The sequence below is a fragment of the Pseudomonas sp. Irchel 3H9 genome (assembly GCF_900187495.1).
GTDB lineage: Bacteria > Pseudomonadota > Gammaproteobacteria > Pseudomonadales > Pseudomonadaceae > Aquipseudomonas > Aquipseudomonas sivasensis.
In genome coordinates this window covers 300,880-323,040 of the sequence record NZ_FYDK01000005.1, presented here as the reverse complement: position 1 = coordinate 323,040, position 22,161 = coordinate 300,880, and the positions used below count along the sequence as shown (strand labels likewise).

At 60.4% G+C, this 22,161-nt stretch carries 17 protein-coding genes and 1 pseudogene; 6 read left to right on the top strand and 12 right to left on the bottom strand.

The genetic code is table 11. The annotated features are described in order from the left end of the window. Positions 1-49 precede the first annotated feature (49 nt). Entirely contained in the window at positions 50-1,999 is a 1,950-nt protein-coding gene (locus CKW32_RS20170; protein WP_095185792.1) for an LTA synthase family protein, read from the bottom strand. Between the two features lie 201 nt (positions 2,000-2,200). On the opposite strand from CKW32_RS20170, the gene colR reads away from it, so the two are divergent. From colR to CKW32_RS20145, 5 genes are all read left to right on the top strand, one after another. Continuing rightward, positions 2,201-2,884, top strand: coding sequence for a two-component system response regulator ColR (colR, locus tag CKW32_RS20165; RefSeq protein ID WP_027605482.1), 684 nt, complete (start codon positions 2,201-2,203; stop codon positions 2,882-2,884). Beyond that, a complete protein-coding gene (locus tag CKW32_RS20160; RefSeq protein ID WP_095185791.1) occupies positions 2,874-4,154 on the top strand; it encodes a HAMP domain-containing sensor histidine kinase in 1,281 nt (426 codons plus the stop codon). Before colR ends, CKW32_RS20160 begins: the two co-directional genes overlap by 11 nt. A gap of 188 nt (positions 4,155-4,342) precedes the next feature. Continuing rightward, the gene (locus CKW32_RS20155; RefSeq protein ID WP_032890833.1) at positions 4,343-5,023 is read left to right on the top strand and encodes a class I SAM-dependent methyltransferase; all 681 of its coding nucleotides are present in this window, start codon (positions 4,343-4,345) and stop codon (positions 5,021-5,023) included. Between the two features lie 4 nt (positions 5,024-5,027). After that, positions 5,028-5,747 carry a lipopolysaccharide kinase InaA family protein gene (locus CKW32_RS20150; RefSeq protein ID WP_095185790.1) on the top strand — a complete coding sequence of 240 codons (720 nt, stop codon included), beginning with the start codon at positions 5,028-5,030 and terminating at the stop codon, positions 5,745-5,747. Then, a complete protein-coding gene (locus CKW32_RS20145) occupies positions 5,744-5,971 on the top strand; it encodes a hypothetical protein (RefSeq protein ID WP_095185789.1) in 228 nt (75 codons plus the stop codon). Before CKW32_RS20150 ends, CKW32_RS20145 begins: the two co-directional genes overlap by 4 nt. A 54-nt stretch (positions 5,972-6,025) precedes the next feature. Here CKW32_RS20145 and CKW32_RS20140 read toward each other — a convergent pair whose 3' ends face one another. From CKW32_RS20140 to CKW32_RS20120, 5 genes are all read right to left on the bottom strand, one after another. Continuing rightward, positions 6,026-9,052 carry a multidrug efflux RND transporter permease subunit gene (locus tag CKW32_RS20140; RefSeq protein ID WP_095185788.1) on the bottom strand — a complete coding sequence of 1,009 codons (3,027 nt, stop codon included), beginning with the start codon at positions 9,050-9,052 and terminating at the stop codon, positions 6,026-6,028. Positions 9,053-9,055: 3 nt separating this feature from the next. Continuing rightward, positions 9,056-10,186, bottom strand: a complete 1,131-nt coding sequence (locus CKW32_RS20135; protein ID WP_095185787.1) for an efflux RND transporter periplasmic adaptor subunit — start codon at positions 10,184-10,186, stop codon at positions 9,056-9,058. 201 nt (positions 10,187-10,387) lie between these two features. Continuing rightward, positions 10,388-11,485 (bottom strand): DUF1513 domain-containing protein, encoded by a 1,098-nt coding sequence (locus CKW32_RS20130; RefSeq protein WP_032891083.1) that lies wholly within the window; start codon positions 11,483-11,485, stop codon positions 10,388-10,390. A gap of 2 nt (positions 11,486-11,487) precedes the next feature. After that, on the bottom strand, positions 11,488-12,552 hold the full coding sequence (locus CKW32_RS20125; protein WP_032890843.1) for an imelysin family protein: 1,065 nt from the start codon (positions 12,550-12,552) through the stop codon (positions 11,488-11,490). 31 nt (positions 12,553-12,583) lie between these two features. Beyond that, complete coding sequence (locus CKW32_RS20120) at positions 12,584-14,023, bottom strand: di-heme oxidoredictase family protein (RefSeq protein WP_095185786.1); 1,440 nt, start codon at positions 14,021-14,023, stop codon at positions 12,584-12,586. A gap of 138 nt (positions 14,024-14,161) precedes the next feature. Here CKW32_RS20120 and CKW32_RS20115 point away from each other — a divergent pair, with 138 nt between their 5' ends. After that, positions 14,162-14,725: an NAD(P)H nitroreductase gene (locus CKW32_RS20115; RefSeq protein ID WP_095185785.1), complete on the top strand. Its 564-nt coding sequence runs from the start codon at positions 14,162-14,164 to the stop codon at positions 14,723-14,725. Between the two features lie 125 nt (positions 14,726-14,850). On the opposite strand, the gene CKW32_RS28910 is transcribed toward CKW32_RS20115, so the two are convergent. From CKW32_RS28910 to CKW32_RS20090, 6 genes and pseudogenes are all read right to left on the bottom strand, one after another. Next, positions 14,851-15,606: a methyl-accepting chemotaxis protein gene (locus CKW32_RS28910; RefSeq protein WP_371260757.1), complete on the bottom strand. Its 756-nt coding sequence runs from the start codon at positions 15,604-15,606 to the stop codon at positions 14,851-14,853. A gap of 102 nt (positions 15,607-15,708) precedes the next feature. After that, positions 15,709-16,848 (bottom strand): annotated as a pseudogene (locus tag CKW32_RS28905) (HAMP domain-containing protein); the annotation flags it as partial. A 277-nt stretch (positions 16,849-17,125) separates the two neighbouring features. Further along, entirely contained in the window at positions 17,126-17,527 is a 402-nt protein-coding gene (locus tag CKW32_RS20105) for a YbaN family protein (protein ID WP_032890851.1), read from the bottom strand. A gap of 172 nt (positions 17,528-17,699) precedes the next feature. Continuing rightward, positions 17,700-18,308, bottom strand: coding sequence for a biliverdin-producing heme oxygenase (locus CKW32_RS20100; RefSeq protein WP_095185783.1), 609 nt, complete (start codon positions 18,306-18,308; stop codon positions 17,700-17,702). Between the two features lie 134 nt (positions 18,309-18,442). Continuing rightward, positions 18,443-21,007: a TonB-dependent receptor gene (locus CKW32_RS20095; RefSeq protein ID WP_095185782.1), complete on the bottom strand. Its 2,565-nt coding sequence runs from the start codon at positions 21,005-21,007 to the stop codon at positions 18,443-18,445. A 115-nt stretch (positions 21,008-21,122) separates the two neighbouring features. Continuing rightward, positions 21,123-22,091, bottom strand: coding sequence for a FecR domain-containing protein (locus CKW32_RS20090; protein ID WP_095185781.1), 969 nt, complete (start codon positions 22,089-22,091; stop codon positions 21,123-21,125). Between the last annotated feature and the right edge of the window lie 70 nt (positions 22,092-22,161).

Sequence of the window (22,161 nt, the reverse complement as noted above, 5' to 3'; positions counted from 1 at the left end):
GTGAACCCTGGTGAAACAGTCCCGTACTGACCTGTACGGGACGTTTTGGTTAGCGCGTGCTCAATGCCGGGGCCTCTTCCTTGGGCGCCCTCCAGCTCAGCAACTGTTGTTTGAAACCATAACTGGCAGCCTGGTAGTAGCTGATCGCCCGCTGGATCAACGGATCATCGCTGCCGACGCGCAGCTCTTTGCTTTCACCCAGGGCTTGGTCGTGGCGGCGTAGGCCCAGGCGCGGGCTGAGAATGGCCAGGTCCTTGCCGTCGAACAATCCCAGGTGCTGGTAGTTACCGACCACGACCCGAGGTGGCAATGGGTTTTCCTGCAGCAGGTTACGGCCAAAGAACGTTGATTCGTAGCTCAGGTTGAGCAGGCCCAGCAGCGTAGGCGCCAAGTCGATCTGGCTGGCCAGTTGCGCGCTTTCTCGTGGGTCGATCAGCTTGGGCGCATAGATGAATAGCGGAATCTGGTAGTTGGTGATGGGCAGATCTTCTTTACCTGCGCTGCCGGCGGTGTGGTCGGCGACGAAGATGAAGATCGTGTTATCGAACCAGGGTTTTTGACGGGCGGCTTCCAGGAATTGGCCGATGGCATGGTCGGTGTACTTCACGGCGCCGTCGCGGCCATTCCCGGATTTGATGTCGATGCGCCCATCCGGGTAGGTGTAGGGGCGGTGGTTGGAAGTGGTCATCAACTGCAGCAAAAATGGCTGCTGCTTGGCGTAGTCGGTGTCGGCCAGTTTCAGGGTTTGTTTGTACAGGTCCTCGTCAGCCATACCCCAGGCGTTCTTGAACGAGATTTCCGACTCGGGCACGCTGCTCTGGTCCACGACGCGATAACCGTTACCGCTGAAAAACGCGTTCATGTTATCGAAGTACCCGCGCCCGCCGTACACGAACACGCTGTCGTAACCGACGGCCGTGAGTTGCTGCCCCAGGCTGGCGAAGCCGCTTTCACGACCAATGCGCTTGACGATCGAGCGCCCGGGCGTAGGGGGGATCGCCAGGGTAATTGCTTCCAGGCCACGGTCGGTGCGGGTGCCGGTGGCATAGAAGTTATTGAAATACAGGCTCTGTTTGCGCAGTGCATCGAGGTAAGGCGTGAGGTTGCGTTCGTCGCCGTTGCTGCCCATGTATTTGGCGCTGAAACTTTCGATAGTCACCAGCACGATATTGGGTTTGCGCGGCGTCCCCGGGTTGGTGATGGCGCGGCGAATATCCAGCGGGTCCTGACCGATAAAACGGGCGTTGGGCTCGCTGAGTTCGGTGCGCATTTGCTGGGCAACGACGTCCGTTGGCAGGGTTTTGTAGAACTGCGGGTAATCCAACTCATTATTACGGAAGGCGGCAAAGAACTGATACGGGCCATTGCTGGCCAGTTCGTTCTTGTAAGCGTTACCGCCCTGGGCGCGTGGGCTGTCTTGGCTGATCAGTTGCAGGCTCAGCCCGGTCACGATCAACAGGCCCAAGGCATTCGCCAGCCGGCCACGCATTGTCGGCAGTGGGGCGCTCATCGCCGCGTTGAACGGCTTGCGCAAGGCCAGGCTCAGCACAATGGCCAGCATGGCTAGCAGGCTCAGCAGTTTACCGATCGGATAGGACTCCAACAGGTTGTTCAATACCTCATCGGAATACACCAGGTAATCAACGGCGATAAAGTTGAAGCGCACGCCGAACTCATCCCAGAACAGCCACTCGGCCACCGAGGTAAACAGCATGGCGAACAGGCTGACGGTGAGCACCGCCTGCAGGAACCAGCGGTGACCGCGACGGCGCCACAGCGCGGGTGGGCATAGCAGCAAATACAGCCCCAGCGGCAGTGCTGCATAGGCCAGGAAACCCAGGTCGTACAGCAGGCCCACGCCAAACACCGGCAGCAGGTTGCCGCCGACTTCATCCAGGTGGGTGATGAGCAGTACGCTGCGAGTGAGCAGGAAAATAACCAGCCAGGCACCGGTTACCAACAGCAAATAGCGCATTGGCGCCATCTTGAGAAACCCCATGTCAATGTTCCTTATATCAATGGGGGGCGATCTTCTGCCTGACACTGTAGTCAGTTTGTGAAGCTATAGTGAAAAACTTGTTCAACTCCTTACAAGGTTGAAAACCTTTATCGTCGTACCTTTCAGCTCTATCCCTTAGCCACACTTGGCCTTAAGCTGCGCGAGCCAACACGGCCGTTACCGCGTACGGAGACACTGCCCATGCGAATTCTATTGGTTGAAGACAACCGCGATATTCTGGCCAACCTGGCCGACTACCTGGGGCTAAAAGGCTACACCGTGGACTGTGCGCAGGACGGTTTGTCGGGCTTGCACCTGGCCGCAACCGAGCACTACGACTTGATCGTGCTCGACATCATGCTGCCTGGCATCGATGGCTATACCTTGTGCAAACGCCTGCGTGAAGACGCCCGCCGCGACACGCCGGTGATCATGCTCACCGCTCGCGACCAGTTGGATGACCGGTTGCAGGGCTTCAAGTCCGGCGCCGACGATTATTTGCTCAAACCGTTTGCCCTGTCGGAATTGGCCGCGCGTATCGAAGCCGTGCTGCGCCGTGCCCAAGGTGGCGGTCGTCGCGCCCTGCAAGTGGCCGATCTTAATTACGACCTCGATACCCTGGAAGTTACCCGCGAAGGGCGCCTGCTCAAACTCAACCCGGTCGGCCTGAAGCTGCTCGCTGTCTTGATGCAGAAGAGTCCCCACGTACTGCGTCGGGAAGTCCTTGAAGAGGCGCTGTGGGGCGATGACTGCCCGGACAGCGACAGCCTGCGCAGCCATGTGCACCAGTTGCGGCAAGTGATCGATAAGCCGTTCGCCAAACCGCTGCTGCAAACGGTGCATGGTGTGGGTTACCGCTTGGCCGAGGGCCGTGATGGAGTTTAAGCAAAGCCTTGCCCAGCGGATCATCATCGCCTTTGCCTTGATGAGTGCGTTGGTGGCGGGCGCCTTCGCCATGGGCATCGTCGCGACCGTGCACCTGGTGGAAGAGAAGTTGATCTCGGCAGGCTTGGGCGGTGACTTGCAGCGCCTGCTGCTGATGGACACCGTTGAGGACTGGCGGCACCGGCCCGAGCCCGATCAGCTGTTTTACTTCAGCGGTGGCCCCGGCGATTTTGAATTGCCCAAGGACCTGCGCCATCTGGAGCCAGGGTTTCATGAGGTGTTTCGTGAGGCGCTGTCGTACCACGCCATGGTCGAAGTAGTCGACGGTCGGCGCTATGTGCTGCTGCAAGATCAAAGCGATTTCGAAGAGCGCGAGCGCGTGCTGTTTGCCGTGGTGTTGGTGGGCTTCGTGCTCAGCCTGGCGCTGGCGGTGTTCCTCGGCTGGGTGCTGGCCCGTAAGGTAATGGCGCCGGTAGTGCGCCTTGCTCGTCAGGTGCGCCACCGTGACCAGTTGCTTGGCCTGGCGCCGCCCCTGGCGCCCGACTATGCCGCCGACGAAGTGGGGGAGTTGGCCGTGGCCTTCGACGCCACGCTGGGGCGCCTGCGTCAGGCGTTGTCCCGCGAGCAGTTGTTTACCAGCGATGTCAGCCACGAACTGCGCACGCCCCTGATGGTGCTGGCCAGCTCCTGCGAACTGCTGCTGGAAAACCCCGCCATCGATCAGCGTGGGCGTAACCAGGTCGAGCGAATCGCCCGCGCCTGTGAAGAAATGCGTGAACTGGTCCAGACCTTCCTGATGCTCGCCCGTGCCCAACATGACGATGGCAGCATGTCGCCCAAGGTCAACCTGTCGCAGGTGGCTGATGATCTGCTTGGCATTTGGCGCGAGCCCATTGAGCACAAGGGCCTGGAGTTGATCTACCAACCGGGCAACCCTTTGGATACCCGCTACAACGCGACCTTCCTGCATGCCGTGATGGGCAACCTGTTGCGCAATGCGCTGCATTACACCGAACGCGGTTTTATCCGGCTGACCCTGGAGCCTACCGGGTTTGTGGTGGAAGACAGCGGCGTCGGCATTCCCGAAGATAAGCGCGAAGCGATGTTCGAGCCGTTTGTCCGCGGCAGTGAGAAGCGCGGTGAGGGCCTCGGATTGGGTTTGTCACTGGTCCAGCGCATCTGCGAGAACCAGGGCTGGAGCGTTACCCTCAGCACTGTGGAACCCAATGGCTGTCGCTTTCATGTTCAGTTGAGTCAGGTCAACGCCTGACCGTTTCCCCTGCCGTTATCCTGCCAGAGATCGCCGTAATTCGGCGAAGATGGCCCCATGATATTGCTTGTATCTGTAAAGTCTTGAAATATATGAGATTGGACAGGACAAGTTTTTCACAATGGGTTGACCTGTTGATCACAGGACGCTGCTTAAGGTTGTAGGCATCAGCAACAGGAGATCCGTTGATGCCTACCCCGATCAAACTCGAATTTTCCGACAAGTACGACGACGAACACGCCCACGAATATTTGCTCAAGCATCAGGACAATTTGGCCCGCCGCTTGTCCCACAAGCGCGACGAACAATTGGCCCGTGGTGCGTTGGCGATGGCGGGTGAGCCTAGCCTGGTGCTGGACTTGCCGTGTGGTGCGGGGCGCTTCTGGCCGTTGCTGGCGGAAAAACCCAACCGTGTGATTATTGGCGCCGACAATTCCGCGTCGATGTTGAAGGTCGCAACCGCCGCCCAACCGGCGGATGTGGTGAAACGGGTACGACCTTTGCAGACATCTGCCTTTGATATCGATTTGCCGGATAACTCGGTCGATAGCATTTTCTGCATGCGCCTGTTGCACCACATTGGTGATCCGGCGCACCGACTGGCGATATTGCGGGAGTTTCAGCGTGTTACCCGCGACAGCGTGATCATTTCGCTGTGGGTCGATGGCAATTTCAAAGCCTGGAAACGCAAACGCCTTGAAGGGCAGCGACGCAAGAACGGTGAGCAAGAAGGTTACCAAAACAGATTTGTGTTACCAGCTGCTACTGTTGAAGCAGAATTTGAGCAAGCGGGTTTCCGTGTTCAGGATTCTCTGGATTTCATCCCGCTGTACGCCATGTGGCGAGTGTATGTATTGCGCAAGAGGTAAGAGCATGGCAGTTGAGTGCGTAGCAGGCAGTCACGTAGCTCCCGAAGAAAGATTTGATTATTTCTGGCGCCAACAAGGCGAGTGGGTCGAAGAGCCCAATCGTCGTCGCGGCGGTGAAAGTGGTGTGCAGCGACTGATGAGCGCCAATGGGCGTCTTCTCTACAGCAAGCGCCAGACTGGCCACATCTACCGCAGTTGGCTGCACCCCTTTGGGCGCCCCACGGTGCTGCGCGAGCGTGATGCCCTCAAGGGGCTGCGCTTGCTGGATGTGCGGGTGCCGGAGTTGGTGTTCTGCGAGGCGCGCCGCGATGCTGAGCACCAGTGGCAGGCGTTGCTGGTCACCGCGTCCCTAGACGGTTTTGACGAAATTGAAAACTGGTACTCCGCGGGTGGCCGTGAACGCTACGGCGAATTAGTCCACGAGCGCGTACTCAAGGAATTGGCCTGCACCCTGGCACGTATGCACAAGGGGCGTTGGCAGCACGGTTGCCTGTACATCAAGCATATCTTTGTAAGGGTGACGGGCGAGGGCGACGCGGCCAACGTGGAAGTGGCACTGCTGGATTTTGAGAAGTGCCGCCAGCGCATTACCGCTCATAAGGCAGCGTCCCACGACATGCTGCAACTGCGCCGCCATTCGTCGTGGAACGATAGCGACTGGGCAAAACTCAGCTACTTTTACGAGACGGCGTTTGGCAGCGCTATCAAGGGTTTAACCAAATGAAGCTAGAAATAGCACGAGGTATGTTTCTGGTAGGGGCCTTAGGCGTTGCAGCCTTGGCCCTGGCCGCGTGGGAACAGCCTCGCACACAGGTACTCAGTGCGACGCACGACGGGGCGCAATGCCTGTTGCCGCGCGTCGTCAAGGCGAGTGTGGCGGCCAAGCCTGATCACGAGTTGCTCCTGTTCATGTTTGGAATGTCTCAAGGGATGAGGCCGCAGAGTTGAAACGATTTAAACCACCCCGAAAGGGCCTTGCGATGCGAGGCCCTTTTTTTTGCTTCAAGCCTTATCCGGTTTGGCCAGGAGGGTATAAACGCAGGGCAGTACAAACAGCGTAAACAACGTACCGATCGACATCCCCGTCGCAATCACCATCCCGATATCAAACCGGCTGACGGCACCCGCCCCGGTCGCGAAAATCAGCGGCACCATGCCGAACACCATGGCGGCTGTGGTCATCAGCACTGGTCGCAGGCGAATCGATGCGGCTTCCTCCACGGCTTGTCGGGGCGTGAGGCCCTTGTCCTTACGCAACTGGTTGGCAAATTCCACGATCAGAATGCCGTGCTTGCTGATCAAGCCGATCAGCGTTACCAACCCCACCTGGGTGTAGATGTTCATGCTCGACCAGCCCAGGAACAGCGGAATCAGCGCCCCACAGATCGACAACGGCACCGTCACCAGGATCACCAGCGGGTCACGGAAACTTTCGAACTGCGCCGCCAACACCAGGAAGATAATCGCCAGGGCCAGGCCAAAGGTTACCCACAGCGCCGAGCCTTCCTGAATAAATTGTCGGGACGCACCGCTGTAGTCGAACGCATAGCCGGGTGGGGTTTCTTCAATGGCGATCTGGCGCACCGTGTCGATGGCCTCGCCCATGCTCACGATCGGAAAGCCTGATATCAGCGCCGAGTTGAGTTGCTGGAACTGGTTCAACTGGCGCGGTCGGGCGCGGTCGGTGAGTGTGATCAGGGTCGACAGCGGCAACAATTCACCCTGGGTGTTTTTCACGTAGTAGTTGTTCAGCCAGTCGGGGTTGTCGCGGTAGGCGCGTTCTACCTGAGCGATCACCTTGTAACTGCGCCCATCGAGGGTGAACCGGTTGATCTCCGCCTCCGCCAGCAGGGTTGCCAGGGTGCCGCCGAGGTCTTGCATCGACACACCCATCTGCGCCGCCTTGGCGCGGTCGATATCCACCACCACTTCGGGTTTGTCGAAGGCCAGGTCGATGTCGACAAAGGCAAACTTGCCCGACTCCATCGCGCGCTTTTTCACGCGGTTGGCCACTTCCAGCAACGACTCATAGTCATTGGCGGTGTTGATCACAAAGCCAAACGGCAGGCCCTCACCCGTGCCGGGCAGGGACGGCAGGTTGAAGCCGAACACTTGCAAGCCGGGAATCTGCTCGAGGCGATGCTGCACCTCGGGGAGGATTTGCATCTGGGTGCGGTCACGCTCGTTCCACGGCTTGAGCAGGAAACCGCCGATGCCCGATTGCACGCCGTTGAAGCCATTGATCTGGAACGACGAGTAGTACTCCGGAAACTCCTTGAAGATGTTGATGAACTCGTCGGTGTAGGTGTTGAGGTAGTCCAGGTTGGTGGGCTGCGGCGCGCTGGCAATCATGAAGATGATGCCCTGGTCTTCGTCCGGGGCCAGTTGCGACTGGGTGAACTTGAGGAACACCGGGATCAGGCACAGCACGATCAGCGCAAACACGATCACCACCGGCCGCGTATTCAGGGTGCCGTGGAGCATGCGTTGATAGCGCCGCTTGAGTCTGTCAAAAATCCGGTCGAGGCGATGAGCCAGGCCGCTCGGGTTTTCATCGTGGCGCAACAGCAGGGCGCACATCATCGGTGACAGGGTCAGGGCGACAATGCCGGAAATGATCACCGCCCCGGCCAGGGTCAGGGCGAACTCCTTGAACAGCGCCCCGGTGAGCCCTTCGAGAAAACCAATGGGCGCATACACCGCGGCTAACGTGATGGTCATGGACACCACCGGCAGAGCAATTTCCCGCGCGCCTTCCAGCGCCGCATCCAATGGCGTCTTGCCTTCCTCGATATGCCGGTGGATGTTTTCTACGACCACGATGGCATCGTCCACCACCAGGCCGATGGCCAATACCATCGCCAGCAGCGTCAGCAAGTTGATCGAATAGCCCATCAATTGCATGAAAAACAGCACGCCGATCATCGACAGCGGGATGGTGATCACCGGGATCACCACCGAGCGCAACGCGCCGAGGAACAGGAACACCACCACGATGACGATCAGTACCGCCTCAAACAGGGTCTTGACCACTTCGTTGATGGAGGCCTGGATAAATAGCGTGGCGTCGTAGGCAATTTCTGCCTTGAGGGTAGGCGGCAGCTGGGCTTCCAGCTCTGGCATGATCTTGCGCACTTCCTTGATCACCTCCAGCGGGTTGGCGCTGGGGGTAGCCTTGATGCCGATGTACACCGAGGGCGTGCCGCCAAACGAGCTGATGGCGTTGTAGTTTTCCGCGCCCATTTCTACGCGGGCCACGTCCCGCAGCAGCACACGGCTGTCACCGTCGGTTTTAACGGCGATGGCGCCAAAGGCTTCAGCGGATTTGAGGTCGGTGTTGGCGTTGATGCTGGTCACCACGAACTCGCCCTTCACCTCGCCGGCGGCGGACAAGAAGTTGTAACGGCGCACGGCGTCGGTGATGTCGCTGGCGCTGAGGCCGAAACCGGCGAGCTTGACCGGGTCCAGCCAGATACGCATGGCGAACACCTGATTGCCGAGGATCTCCGCTTCTGCCATGCCCGGCAGGGTGGCGAGCTTGGGCTGGATGACGCGAGACAAGTAGTCGGTGATCTGCGGGTTGCTCAGTTGCTGGCTGGAGAAACTGATGTACATCAGCGCCGAAGCGTCGGCCGCCTCTTTGCTCAACACCGGGTCTTCGGCGTCTTGTGGCAGTTTGTTTTTTACCTCATTGGCTTTGGCCAGCAACTCGGTAAACAAGCGGTCACTGTTGGCGCCGATGCGCGCGTAGATGGAAATCACCGAAAAGTTCTGGCGACTCACCGAGGTCATGTAGTCGATGCCCTCGGCGCTGGCCAGGCTTTGCTGCAACGGCTGAGTGATATAGCCCTGGATGGTTTCGGCGTTTGCACCGGGGTAGGCGGTGGTCACCGTTATCAGGGCGTTTTCCATGGTCGGGTATTGGCGCAGCGGTAACTTGCTGTAGGCCTGCAAACCCAGCAGCACGATGAGCAGGCTGACCACCATGGCCAGCACCGGACGGCGGATAAAGGCATCTGTGAACTTCATGGCTCAGTGCCCTGCCGGCAGGTTTTTGTCCGGACTGATGGCGATGGGCGTGCCGTTATCCAGCTTGAGCTGACCGGCGCTGACCACCTGCTCACCGGCGCTCAAGCCCTTGCTCACCAGCACCAGGCCGCCGCGTCGTTCGCCGGTCTCGACAAAGCGTCGCTCGGCGACCAGCAGCGGTTGGCCATTGGCGTCCTTTTCCAGCGCGCCGCTCTCGTTCTTCTTCTCGGCCACGGCGTACACCGAGTTGCCGTAGAGGGTGTAGGTAATTGCGCTTTCCGGCACCACGATCTGTGCGGTGGGGTTGGGCAGCAAGACGTCGAGGCTGGTGAACATGCCGGGCAGCAGTGTGTTGTCCGGGTTGACCAGGGTGGCGCGCACCAGGACATTGCGTGTGCTGTCCTCGACCTTGGGGTTGATTGCGCTGATGCGACCGGGGAATTGCTGCCCGGGGTAGGCTGAGACCTGCACCTGCACGGTTTGGCCGATGGCGACCTTGGGCACCGCGTGCTCGGGGATATAGAAGTCGACATACAGGCTGCTGATGTCCTGCAAGGTGGCGATCACCGTGCCGCTGGCCAGGTAGTCGCCCACGTCCACCTGGCGAATGCCGATGGTGCCGCTGAACGGCGCGACAATATGCTTCTTCGCCAGCGAGGCCTTGAGCTGGTTGACCGTGGCTTTGTTCTTTTGCAGTTGCGCGGACAGGCGGTCGAACTCGCCTTTGGAAATCGCCTGGCTGCCCACCAATTGGCTGCCGCGTCCGTAATCCAACTGGGCCAGGCCTAAGTCGGCCTGAGCGGTTTCCAGCAGCGCGCTTTCTACGGCGCTGTCCAGTTGCACCAGGGGTTGCCCGGCCTTGACCTTCTGCCCGGATTCGAACTGCACGTCTTTGACCGTTCCCGCAATTTCCAGGCTCAGGTTGACGCCTTGCAAAGCCTTGAGCGTGCCCACCGACGGTAGGCGTTGCTGCCATGGCTGTTCGACAGCGGTGGCGACGGCGACACTCATGGGCGGCTTGGGTTTGGAAAAGACCTGGATCTGCTGATAGATGGAAAAGGCTTTATAGCCCGCCAGCAGCAGGACGATTAACAGGACGACACCCAACATGATCAGCATGCGACGGCGCAGCATATTCCGGTTCCTTGGAAAAACTGAGACAGACGAAAACAGACAAGCTCGAAACATTACTCCGAGTGTAGTGGGGATTCCAGACGGTATTTTTGACAGGTCAACGGCCCTGTATTAGCCCGACTTGCCGGCGATGGCGCCTTCAAGCCTGGCGGCGATTTGAAGTACACCATCGCCGGCAAATCGGGCGGCTACAGGGGGATGTCAGATCAGGTGGAGATGGTTGTCCCAGAGCCCTGCTGGTAATTCCAGCGGTTTGGCGACCAACTGTTTCTGGCGGCAATCGTAGTAGCGGCAACGGCCTTGGCCGGAGGTGACGACAAACCCATCCTCTACTGCACCGACCCCTGCGCAATCGGGTAACGGACCATCAAGACGCAGTTCGCCGCTGTCCATGTCCCAGATAAAGAAGCGATTGCCACGTGGCGCCGTCAATGCCACCAGGCGCAACTCGCTGTGCACCGCGACGCTGGCGGTGTAATGCCCCATGGCCTGCAATTGCTCGTCTGCCACTGGAAACGCCACGAACGGTTGCCCCGGACGCTTGATCGCCAGCAACTCGGAACGCTCCTGGGACGGCCCCATGAACTGCTGCCCGGTAAGGATGGTGCCATCGCTGGCGATGCCCATATGGCGCACGCTGTTCATCTGCTGGGCCAGGGTTTCCTTGCTGATGAGCGTGCCATCGCGCTGCATCAACACCAGGCTCGGCTCCATGGCATTGAGGTTCATCTCCACGCGGCTTTCGGCTTCGGTGCGAATGCCGCCATTGGCCACGATCAACGTCTCGCCGTCGGGCATCCACGACACCTGGTGCGGGCCAATGCCGTGGGTGGAAAGTTCGCCGCTGTGCACCAGCCGCTCGCCTTCGAACTTATACACACCGAGCAAGCCACGGCCGGGGTCTGACGTATCGTTCTCGGTGGCGTACAGCCAGTCGCCGCTCTTGTGAATCACCGCATGGCCGTAGAAGTGGCGATTGGTGTTCGAGGTGATGGTTTGCAGCAGCGCGCCATCACGCAGGTCGATCAAGTAACTTTCGGTGCCCGGGCGACGGGCGACGAACAGCGCAATCGGCAGTGTCGGGTGGTTGATGATGTCGTGGCAGCGCTGGCCGACCTGAGTGGCAAACACTTGCTTGCCGTCCAAGTGATAACCCACGGCGTAGTGCTTGCCGTCTGCATCATCGCGCGCCGACAGCAGCAGCGGACCCTTGTCTTTCTGCTTGAACAACGTCCAACCACCCAGTGTGAGTGCGCTGAGCAGTACGCTGCCAACCGCCAAAGCCTGTCGCCTGAGCATCATCAGTCACCGTCGTTGGCGTTAAAGCCCAGTTGGATGCCCAGCGCCTTGGCCAGTTCGCCTTCGTGCAGGCGGTGGACGACGTTGAGGCTGTCATAGATGTCGTTGAGTTGCTGGCGACCGGCGTCATCGTTCAACAGTTCGTTGAGGGTGCGCTGGTTGCTGGCGAACAGTTTCAGGGACGCGGCGTAGGCGGCGTCGATTTTGTCGGCCAATGGTTTCTGATCCGACGGCAGCAGGCCACGCAGGCCTTTGTTGTCGACGCCGACCCATACGGTCTGGGCGGCAGCAAGGCTGGCCTCCAGGCTTTGCAGGGACGACTGGCTGCGCCACGCGTCGGCCTGGAACGGCTGCGGGATGCCCTTGGTCTGGCGGCCCATGGGCGTGCCGAGTTTTTTCTTCAGGCTGTCCAGGGCGGTCACTTGGACGCGCAGCAGGTCGGCGATGGCTTCGTGGGAATCGGCGTAGCGCTGGTTCGGAAACTTGGTCATCTGCGCGAGCATGCCATCGGTGCTGTTCCAGCTGGCTAGGATCTCTTCGGCCAGGGTTTTCTGACGCTCGCCGATGGCCACCAACAGTGGGCAATAACGGGCTTTGTTCGCATCGTCGGCGATGTCGGTCTTGGCGTCGTAGAGGATGTATTCGTAGGCCGACAGGCCTTGCACGACTACGCTGGACTTGGCCAGGGCGGCGCCGTCGATCTGCGGCTGGCTGGTGACCAATTGCTCGACCTGGCGCCCGACCAGGTTTTTCTTGTCCGGCCAGAACTGTATTTGCCATGCACGGTTGCCCTCGGCCAGCGGGCCGATCAGCAGCGGTTGCAACTCGGCCCAGGCTTTTTGCGCATGGATGAAGTCGGCGCGGGCGGTGTCCAGGCTTTCCTTGCCCTGGCAGTAGGCGAGGGCGCTGACGGCCAACTGACGGTCGGCTTCGACCCAGCGGCTGTAGGTCGGCAGGATCACTTGTTTGGCGATCGCTGCAGAGGTCACAGCTTGCGGGTCTTGTGGCGAGCAGGCACCCAGGGCGAGGGCGGCCAGGCTGGTGAACAACAACTTGGGACGGAACATGTCGAGCTCCCTTCTGTAAGTGGGGCGAAGCTTATAAAGAATTCAGGAACGCCAGCAACGCAGCGCGCTGTTCGGCATTAAAGGACAACACATGCTGCTGCGCCGCTTGTGCCTCACCGCCGTGCCAGAGCACGGCTTCCAGCAGGTTGCGGGCGCGGCCGTCATGCAGAAACTGGGTATGGCCACTTACGGTGTGTGTCAGGCCAATGCCCCACAACGGCGGCGTGCGCCAGTCGCGGCCACCGGCCTTGAATTCGCTGCGGTTGTCGGCCAGGCCATCGCCCATGTCGTGCAGCAGTAAATCGCTATAGGGGCGGATCACTTGGTTGGCCAATTCAGGCTCGGCGGCATTGGCTGAGGTGGTGAACGTCGGCTTGTGGCACCCCTGGCAACCGGCCTGGAAGAACAGGTTTTTCCCGGCCAGGACTTGCGGATCGTTGACCTGGCGGCGCACGGGCACGGCAAGGTTACGGGTGTAGAACAGCACCAGGCGCAGAATGTTATCGCTGACTTCCGGCTCGCCATCGGCGCCATTGCCGTTGGGCGCCTGTTTGCAGGCCACTTGGGCGTCGGTGCAGTCATCGAAGGGTCTCAGGGACGTAGTGAGGCCCATATCACCAGAAAACGCGTGAACATTTTGTTGATTGAGGTTGGGTTGTCCGGCTTTCCAGCCAAAACGCCCGAGCACGGTTTTTTGCTCGGCGTCATCCCAGACCTGATTGGCGCGGCCGACGATGGCTTCTTTATCGGCGGTTTTGGGGTCGGTATTGCGCAGGATGTCTGCGTCGCTGATGGCTTCAAGCAGGCCAAGGCCGATCATCGGCGGGGCGATGCGCGCCGAAAAACGGGTGTCGGGGTGCATTGGGCCGTAGCCGAGTTGGGTGATCTGCAGGTCCGGCTTGCGCAGTTCGACGACGGTGCCGTCCTTGAAGGTGACGTTGACCGATGTGTAGTCGACCCGCACTTTGCCTTCCGGAGTGACGCCGGGCACGGCCATGTCCTGCAATTGCCCGCCGTATGTCGGCTCTGGCACCACGCCTGCTTGCTCGATGAGTTTGGCGTAGGGTTGCTGATCCTGAGTTGGCTGGGCGATCGACAGGCGCACCAGCATCGAGACCGCATTGGCTGCGTCGGGCAACGGCGGGTGGCCACGGCCGTCCTTGATGTGGCAGTTCTGGCAAGCGTTGGTGTTGAACAACGGGCCCAGGCCATCACGGGCGGTGGTGGTGGACGGCGCGATCACCCAAGGACTGCGAAAGAAACTGTTGCCGACGCTGAAGTCCAAGCGGCGCGTCGGCGACAAGTTGGCCGACGGCAGGGAAAACGCGTTCTGGTCGCGCTTATTCACCGTCGTCGCGCCGCCTGCCCGCGATTCACCCGGCTCGGCCTTGGTGAACCTGGGGGCGTCATCGCACGCAGTCAGGCCCAAGGCCATGCATACGACGGACAGACGAAGAAGCGAACGGAACATCGAGTTTCCTGAACGAGCGTGAAAAATATGGTCGCAAAGTCTAACAGGGCCGGGGGGAATGAATAAGAGCAATTATCGTTTGGTGGTCGCCGGTTTATTCCCGCTAGAATGACCGCACATTTTTTCTGGAGGTGGCCAATGCAGGCTCTCGACGCTTTGCTCAACCGTGTTTCCGTGCCGCGTTTGCTGGAGCCGGCACCGACCCAGGAGCAGCGCGACGTGCTGTTCGCCGCTGCTATGCGTGCACCCGACCACGGTCAATTGCGCCCTTGGCGTTTCCTCACCGTAGAAGGCGCCGCCCGTGAGCAGATGGGGGCGCTGCTGGCCGAGGCTGCACGCCTGCAAGACGCCGACGCCCCGCAAGCCGCCATCGACAAGGCCCAGAACGGCCCATTGCGCGCACCGCTGGTGGTGGTGGTGATCGCCCGTTTGCAGGAGCACTTCAAGGTACCCAAGTCTGAGCAACTGCTGGCGGCGGCCTGTGCGGCCCACGGCATTCTGTTGGCGGCCTATGCCCAAGGGATTGGTGCGGTGTGGCGTACGGGTGAGTTGTCCTACTCGGCCCACGTTGCCAAAGGCCTGGGGCTGACGGCGGATGAGGAAGTGATTGGCTTCCTCTATTTGGGTACCCCGCAGAACCCGCCGCGTACGGCGCCGAAGGAAGATGTGGCGGCGTTTGTGCAGGCTTGGACGGGTCTCTAAGCAGTACGCGATCAAAATGTGGGAGGGGGCTTGCCCCCGATAGCGGTGTCTCAGTCAATGAATCTGCTGAATGACACACTGCTATCGGGCGCAGGCCCCCTCCCACATTTCACCTGTGGTGTTTCTTAAACCTTGAACTGATCCATGAGTTTCATCTGCTGGCTGGCCAACGCATTGAGTTGGCTGCTGATAGCCGCCGATTCGGTGGCCTGGCCGGTGAGGGTTTCGGTCACGGTGCGGATCGCCGAGACGTTACGGTTGACCTCTTCGGCCACCGCGCTCTGTTGTTCGGCGGCGCTGGCGATTTGCAGGTTCATGTCGCTGATCACCGTCACGGCGTCGCTGATCTTGCCCAAGGCCTGCACGGCCTGATGGATCTGCCCGGCATTGCTCTGGGCCTGGCTTTGGCTTGAGTGCATCGTCGCGACCACGCCACGGGTGCCGCTCTGGATGCGTTCGATCACCAGGCGGATCTCCTCCACGGAATCCTGGGTGCGCTTGGCCAAGTTACGGACTTCGTCGGCCACCACCGCAAAGCCGCGGCCGCTTTCGCCCGCGCGTGCCGCTTCAATCGCCGCGTTCAGCGCCAGCAGGTTGGTCTGTTCGGCAATGCTGCGGATCACTTCCAGCACCGAACCGATTTGCTCGCTGTTGACTGCCAGGGCTTCGACTTCGCCCACGGCCCTGCTGACTTCTTCGGCGAGGATCGTGATATCCCGCGTACTCTTTTCAATGATCTGCATGCCTTCGCGCGCCGACTGATCGGCACCGCGTGCCGCGCTGGCGGCATTCGAGGCGCTGTTGGCGACGTCATGGGCGGTGGCGCTCATTTCGTTGGACGCCGTGGCCACTTGGTCGATTTCACGGAACTGCACCTGCATGCCTTCGCTGGTCTGGCGGGCGATGGCCGAGGACTGGTCCGCCGTGCCGCGGGCCTCGGTGATGCTTTGCTTGATCTGGGCGATAGTCGGTTGCAGCTTGTCGAGGAAGCGGTTGAACCAGTTCACCAGTTCGCCCAGTTCATCCTTTTTGCTGTAGGCCAAGCGTTGGGTGAGGTCGCCGTCGCCGCTGGCGATGTCCTTGAGCATCGCGGCCACGCTGTTGATCGGGCGGGTTACGCCGGTGGCGGTCAGCCAGATCAGCAGCAAACCCAGGAGCCCGGCGGCAGCGCCCACCAGCAAGGCCTTGAGGGTGCCGGTCGCCTGGGCTTTGTCGAGGACCTCCTGCAGTTTTACGGTGTCGGCCAGCATCACGTGTTTGGGCAGTTTAATCACCACCCCCCAGGCTTTGGCATCGGCGATCGGCTTGACTGCGTAGACCGCACGAATCGTATCGCCCTGCTCAAGATTGACGTGGCTGTCATTGGCCAGCAGTTGCACGATCTCATTGCCCTCGGCGCCCAGCGTATCGATCAGATTTTTGCCGACCCGCGCAGGCTCGCCGCTGTAGGCGGCAATCAGACCGGTGCTGGAGATAACCTCCAGGTGCGCGGCGCCATCGAACAGCGTCTTTTGGGCCGCATCAGCCAGGGTTTGCAGGCTGTTGAGCGCAATGTCCACACCCACCACACCAATCACTTTTCCATCCACCAGCAGCGGTTGGGAAATGGTGGTCATCAATACCGGTTTGCCGGCCACAGTGTCTTCGTACGGATCCAAGAGGCAGGTGCTGCGGGTGTCACGTGGGCAGGTGTACCAGATGTTGTAGGGTGTGCCGTTTAGGTTGGGGGTGGTCTTGGTCAGGTCTTCCTCGACCATGATGGTGTTCAGGCCTTCACCCCCGGCACGGCTCCAGTAGCTGGAAAAGCGGCCTTTTTCATTGGAGACGCGGGCCTTGTCGTTGATGAATTCGCTGTCCTTACCGTCCAAGCCATCGGGCTCGAACGACAGCCAGATTCCGAGCACCTTGTTGTTGCGTTCAAAGGCGGTTTTCAGGCTCTGATTGAGTTCTTCGCGAAGGGCTGCGGGCTCCAGAGCACGTTTGGCGGCGAGGTTGCGCAAGTCTTTGACTTGGTCGGCCAGGGCGGTGACCGCGGTTAGATTCTCGCCGAAGGTTTTCTGCAACTGCACCGCTTGTTCAGCGGCCCTTGCCTGCAACAGGCTTTGCACGCTGCTGGTGAGCATGCGTGAACTTGAATCGCTGATCAGATGGTCGTTCTGGTCCGTTTCGTACAGATTGATGCTCACGATCAGCGTAATCACCCCCAGCAGGCAAAGGCCGGACAGCAGCACGATTTTCAAGCGGATAGAGAGGGTGTCGAACATAGGTTCACTCACGAATGGTCTTGTTGGAATGCACAGCACGGCCAAGTCCATTCAGCGCTATATCCGGAGCATCGGCGCGGTAGGGGCTTTCATGAGCAGAAGGCGATGGGCGGTAGGAAAACGCCTACAGGTAGGGTTATACGGGCTGTGCGAGCCGTTCGGGGCGTGACCAGATCCACAGATTGCCCAGGCTCATCCCGGCAATCGCCAGGTAGATGGGCCAGCCATGGTCGAGCATCACCAGCATCAGGATCGCGCACAACAGCATGCTCACGGTGGCACTGACTTTGGCCCGGCGCGCGATGATCTTGCCGTTGCGCCAGTTGAACAGGATCGGCCCAAACAGGCGGTGGTTTTCCAGCCAGGCGCTGAGGCGTGGCGAGCTTTTGGTCGCGGCCCAGGCGGCCAGCAGGATGAACTCGGTGGTGGGCAAACCGGGTATCACAATCGCCACCAGCCCGATGCCCAGGCTGACATAGGCCAGCAGGCCGAACAGGATCTGTGCGATTTTCGAGGTGGATTGGGTTTTGCCGGTCATGGTGAAGCTTTTCTTGGGGAAGGTTTACAAAAAAGTCCGAACTTAAATGCGATCAAAATGTGGGAGGGGGCTTGCCCCCGATGGCGGTGGGTCAGTTACCTATTTGTTGGCTGATGCACCGCTATCGGGGGCAAGCCCCCTCCCACATTGGGTTGCATTTCAATTTGCGGGATCAGGCCAGTTCAGGGGCGCTAGCGTACGCCTGTTCCAGCAACACGGTGAAGCGCACAAACGCATCCACCGCGCCTTTTTCTACCGCGGCCTCTTCCTCGGGGCTGAATTGCAGGCCGTCGAGGGTGCGGGTGAAGCGCTTCCAGCCTTCGGCACGACCGCCGGCTGGCTCACCCAAGTGGCGGGCCCCAAAGGTTTCGCTCAAGCCGAGGCCTACGGCGCGCTTGATCAGGAACGCGGCGCCCAATTTGGAGCCTTCCGAGACGAACAGCCAGCCCAGGGCTTCGGCTTTGCTCGGGTTGCTCACTGCACCGGCCACCGCGGCCGGCACTTCGGTGTCCAGGTCGGCGAGGTCCAGCTTGGCGGCTTCGGCGCGGCAGCGTGCGGCCAGGTCAGGCACGATCTTGATCAGTTCGGCGTCGTTGTACAGGGCCACCAGTTCCGACTGGAACAGGTACTGCGCCACCACGAAACGGGCAAAGTTGGCCTGGGTTTCGAACGGGGCATGGGCCTTTACCAGTGCATCCAGCTTGGTGTGCGGCTCGTTGGTGATCTGGTTCAGGCGCTGGGAGCGCAGGCTTGGACGTTCTGCGTTAGGAGAAGCGGTCATGAAAAAGTCCTTGAGAAGGGGAGCGCCTTGGTGCCCGAAAGAGAGCGGTTATCAACTAGACGAACAAGAAGACGCGGCACAGTAAAAAATCCTCACCTCGGCGTTGAAATTTCGACGAGGTGAGAAGGGCTTGGTCAGATATCCCAGATCACGTTAATCGCAAAGTTGCGGCCGGGCTGGGTCAGGCGGTCGAGGTTGGCCGGGCCGGTTACCGCGGCTTCGCCGACGCTGTCGTAGCTGCGTACGTCATCCCAGTTCCAGTACTTCTTGTCGGTGAGGTTGTAGAGGCCGCCGTTGATGGTCACGTCGTTGGTGACTTTGTAGTAGGCGGTCAAGTCGACAACGCCGAAGCCGGGGGTTTTGAATGGGCCGCTGGTGTCGCCGTCCGGCGCGTGGAAGGTGGAGCTGTCTACGCGATTCTGCTTCTTCACCAGGGTCCAGCTCAGCAGGCCGCCGTAATTGTCCTGGTCGTAGCCCAGGCCGAACACGCCCTTGAGCGGGTTGACGCTGTTCAGCGGTTCGCCGTTTTGGTCGTTGCGACCGTAGGCATAGGAGACCGCACCCTGGGTGTATAGGCCTTGTGGGGCACCGAATGCATCCAGGTTCAGGCGGCCCTTGGCTTCGGCGCCCTTGACGCTGGCGCGCTTGATATTGACGGCTTGGAACTGCTCGGCAGTGCCGCCGACCACGACGTTGTCTTCGTCGATAAAGTCGCGGTATTTGTTATAGAACACCGCCACCTCAAAGGAACCCTCGTCGAACTTGCCGCGAATCCCGGTTTCGATGCCTTTGCTGGTCTCCGGCTTGAGGTCCGGATTGGGTTCGACGGTGTAGCCTAGGTTCAAGTTTTCAAAGCGGCCGTACAGCGACTTGGCGGACGGCGTGCGGAAACCTTCGGCGTATTGGCCGAACCAGGTGTATTGGTCCGTCAGCGCGTAGGTCAGGCCAAACTTGGGCGTCACGCGGTGCCAGGTTTTCTTCTTGTCGCTCACCGTTTCCGCACCTGTCGGGTTGACGGTGTTGAGGAATGCCTGGGTCAGCTTGGGTTTGAGCTGGGTGTAGTCATAGCGCACGGCGGGGAGGAAGGTCCATTTGTCCCAAGTGATCTGGTCCTGTGCGAACAGCGAATAGGTGTTGATGGTCGGGTCGGGGAAGTCGCTGGCCTTCTTCACGCTATCGGAGGCCATCGGGCTGGGCGCGCCGATGGCGGTGCAACCGCTGCCGACGGCCACGCAGGTCGCGCTGCCCTCGCGCGAGCCGGTGACTTTCTGCTGCTTGAGGGTGGTGCCGTAGGTCACTTGGTGATCGGTTTCACCGAGGCTGAACGCTTTGTCCAACTGTGCATCGAAAACCCACTGTTTTTCCTGGTAGAGCGTGTCGCGGGTGCGCAGGACGCGACGACCGGATTGATAGATTTCGGCGGTGGTCTGGTCGGTCTTGGCGATCTGGTAATTGACGCTGGTCTTGATGCGGTCGGCAATCGGCGACTCAAGGGCGAAGCTGTTTTCCAGGCCGAAACGTTCACGGGTGATGGTGTCGTTACCACGACGATCACGGTAGAGGTTGAAGCCTCGGCCGCCGATGAACGGGCCGCCCACCGCGTTCTTCAGATTGACGTCGCGATCATCCTTGTACTTCTCGTACGTCAGACCCAGGCGGTTGTCATCGCCATAGTTCCAGCCGAGCTTCGCCAGGATGTTAGTGGTGCGCGCTTCTTCCGGGTTGGCGCCTGTGCGATCCAGGCCGGTGGCGTTGTTGCCGTCGTAGGACTCAGTTTCGTGACCGTTGCGCTGGCTCAGGTGCAGCAAACCGTCGAAGTCTTGAACGCGGCCGGCGAAGGTGCCAGAGGTCAGCCAACTTTCGTCGGCGGAGCTGTAGCCGGTCTTCAGGCGGGCGCCGAAGTCTTGGCCTGGCTTGATGATGTCAACCGGGTCGAGGGTGAAGTAACTGACGGCGCCGCCGATGGCGCTGCTGCCGTAGAGGGCCGACGCCGGCCCGCGCAGGATTTCCACGCGCTTTACGATTTCCGGGTCGACGTAGTTGCGGCGGGTCTTGGCGTAGGGGCCGTTGAAGAAGTTGCCCGGCACTTCCACACCGTCCACTTGAGTAAGGATACGGTCGCCATCGATGCCGCGAATGTTGAAGCCGGCGTTACCTGCGCGGGTGCCTGCGCCGCCTACCGAGACGCCAGGCTCGTAGCGCACCAGTTCCCGGATGTTGTTGACGTTCTGGCGGTCCAGTTCCTCACGTTCATGCACGCTGACGGTGCTCGGCACGCTGTTCACATCCTGCGCGTTACGGGTTGCGCTGATGGTCACCTGTTGCAGGTTGAGGGTGCTACCCGCTGCGCGCTTTTCCAGCACGATGTTGTTATTGCCCAGTTTGCGGTAGCTCAGGTTGGTCCCCACCAACAGCCGGTCTAACGCTTTTTCTGGCGACAACGGGCCGCGTGCGCCAGGAGACGACACGCCCTGGCCCAGCTCTGCGGGCAGGCCGACTTGCCAGCCGGTCACGGCGGTAAAGGCGTTGAGCGCCGAGACCAGCGGCTGCTGTTCGATGCTGAAGGTGTAGTTGCCCTGGCTGCGCGAAACCGGTTCGGCAGCGGTGGCGGCCATGGCCGGCGCGCCCGCCAGCAGGATGGCGGCAGTCAACAAGGACAGGACGGGCGAAGAAGACCGGCGGTTGAAACGAGAGGACATCGAAAGCGCTCCGGGGGACGAATCTTATAGTTGCGAACCGAATCAAATAGGAATCAGTTGCATTGGCTAAGACGAGACGTACCGCCGAAGGTTATCGAGTAAAAATAATTCTCATTTAGTTCAGGATGACCAGCGCCGGGTATTCCGAGAGCTTGGCAGAGGTGATGTGCGCCAGTGAACGCACGACGTCCAGGGGTTGATCGAGCCGGTAATTGCCGGTGACCGCGACGCTGGCGAGTTGGTCGTTGGTGTTGACGATCCAGCCGGGGTAATAGCGGCGCAACTCGGCGAGCACTTCGCTCATCGGGCAGTTTTCAAAAATCAGCCGGCCTTGCACCCAGGCCAGGTCCTTATTGGCGTCCAGCTTGGCCGGTTGGCCGAAGCCTTTGGGGCCGATGCGGATACTTTCGCCGGCGCGCAGGCGTACGCGGGCATCGTCGAAAGTGTTGCTGAGGTCGACATCACCGCGCTGCACTTGCACCTGGGCCTCGCCATTGAGGTAGCGCACGGCGAAGGCGGTGTCGCGCACGCTGGCGCGCACCGGGCCGGCGTCGATTTCCAGGGGCTGGCCATGGTTGGGCACAACCTCGAAAAAAGCCTCGCCCTGATACAGGCGGGCGATGCGCTGGTGGTCCTTGATGCTGCTGGAGAACGCCGAGTTGGTGTTCAGCAATACTTTCGAGCCGTCGTCCAATTGCAGACGTTGTCGTTCGCCCACCACGGTGAGGTGGTCGGCCTGCAGGCGCACCGGCAGGTTGCTGAAGCTGAACAGCCCGATCAGCAACACGGCGGCGGTGGCGAGCGGTTTCCAATGGGGTTTGATTCGGCGCAAGGCGCTGGGCTTGCGCGGCGCGGCCAGGGCCACCGCGGCGCTGTGAACCGGCGCGCCACCCCAGGCGGCCTGGGCCTTGGCGAAGGCGTTGACGTGGGCCGGGTCGCGGGCCAGCCAGGCTTCAAACTCGGCCTGCTGCCCAGCTTGCGGGCACTGCAAGGCAATCAGCCAATCCAGGGCCTGGTCCATAGCCGTGTCTTGCAGCACCTCATGAGCCAGCTCATGAGGGCGCAGTTTATTGGGGTCCGTCACGGTGTTCCTCGGGTCTTCGCCACGTTCTATTCATTATTCCTACAGCTCGGGTCGACATCTCTGTCGCGTG

What these genes read in the sequence shown, in the direction of transcription:
- CKW32_RS20170 (WP_095185792.1), bottom strand. Translation starts at nt 1,999, where the DNA reads ATGGGGTTTCTCAAGATGGCGCCAATGCGCTATTTGCTGTTGGTAACC.
- colR (WP_027605482.1), top strand. Translation starts at nt 2,201, where the DNA reads ATGCGAATTCTATTGGTTGAAGACAACCGCGATATTCTGGCCAACCTG.
- CKW32_RS20160 (WP_095185791.1), top strand. Translation starts at nt 2,874, where the DNA reads ATGGAGTTTAAGCAAAGCCTTGCCCAGCGGATCATCATCGCCTTTGCC.
- CKW32_RS20155 (WP_032890833.1), top strand. Translation starts at nt 4,343, where the DNA reads ATGCCTACCCCGATCAAACTCGAATTTTCCGACAAGTACGACGACGAA.
- CKW32_RS20150 (WP_095185790.1), top strand. Translation starts at nt 5,028, where the DNA reads ATGGCAGTTGAGTGCGTAGCAGGCAGTCACGTAGCTCCCGAAGAAAGA.
- CKW32_RS20145 (WP_095185789.1), top strand. Translation starts at nt 5,744, where the DNA reads ATGAAGCTAGAAATAGCACGAGGTATGTTTCTGGTAGGGGCCTTAGGC.
- CKW32_RS20140 (WP_095185788.1), bottom strand. Translation starts at nt 9,052, where the DNA reads ATGAAGTTCACAGATGCCTTTATCCGCCGTCCGGTGCTGGCCATGGTG.
- CKW32_RS20135 (WP_095185787.1), bottom strand. Translation starts at nt 10,186, where the DNA reads ATGCTGCGCCGTCGCATGCTGATCATGTTGGGTGTCGTCCTGTTAATC.
- CKW32_RS20130 (WP_032891083.1), bottom strand. Translation starts at nt 11,485, where the DNA reads ATGCTCAGGCGACAGGCTTTGGCGGTTGGCAGCGTACTGCTCAGCGCA.
- CKW32_RS20125 (WP_032890843.1), bottom strand. Translation starts at nt 12,552, where the DNA reads ATGTTCCGTCCCAAGTTGTTGTTCACCAGCCTGGCCGCCCTCGCCCTG.
- CKW32_RS20120 (WP_095185786.1), bottom strand. Translation starts at nt 14,023, where the DNA reads ATGTTCCGTTCGCTTCTTCGTCTGTCCGTCGTATGCATGGCCTTGGGC.
- CKW32_RS20115 (WP_095185785.1), top strand. Translation starts at nt 14,162, where the DNA reads ATGCAGGCTCTCGACGCTTTGCTCAACCGTGTTTCCGTGCCGCGTTTG.
- CKW32_RS28910 (WP_371260757.1), bottom strand. Translation starts at nt 15,606, where the DNA reads ATGCAGGTGCAGTTCCGTGAAATCGACCAAGTGGCCACGGCGTCCAAC.
- CKW32_RS20105 (WP_032890851.1), bottom strand. Translation starts at nt 17,527, where the DNA reads ATGACCGGCAAAACCCAATCCACCTCGAAAATCGCACAGATCCTGTTC.
- CKW32_RS20100 (WP_095185783.1), bottom strand. Translation starts at nt 18,308, where the DNA reads ATGACCGCTTCTCCTAACGCAGAACGTCCAAGCCTGCGCTCCCAGCGC.
- CKW32_RS20095 (WP_095185782.1), bottom strand. Translation starts at nt 21,007, where the DNA reads ATGTCCTCTCGTTTCAACCGCCGGTCTTCTTCGCCCGTCCTGTCCTTG.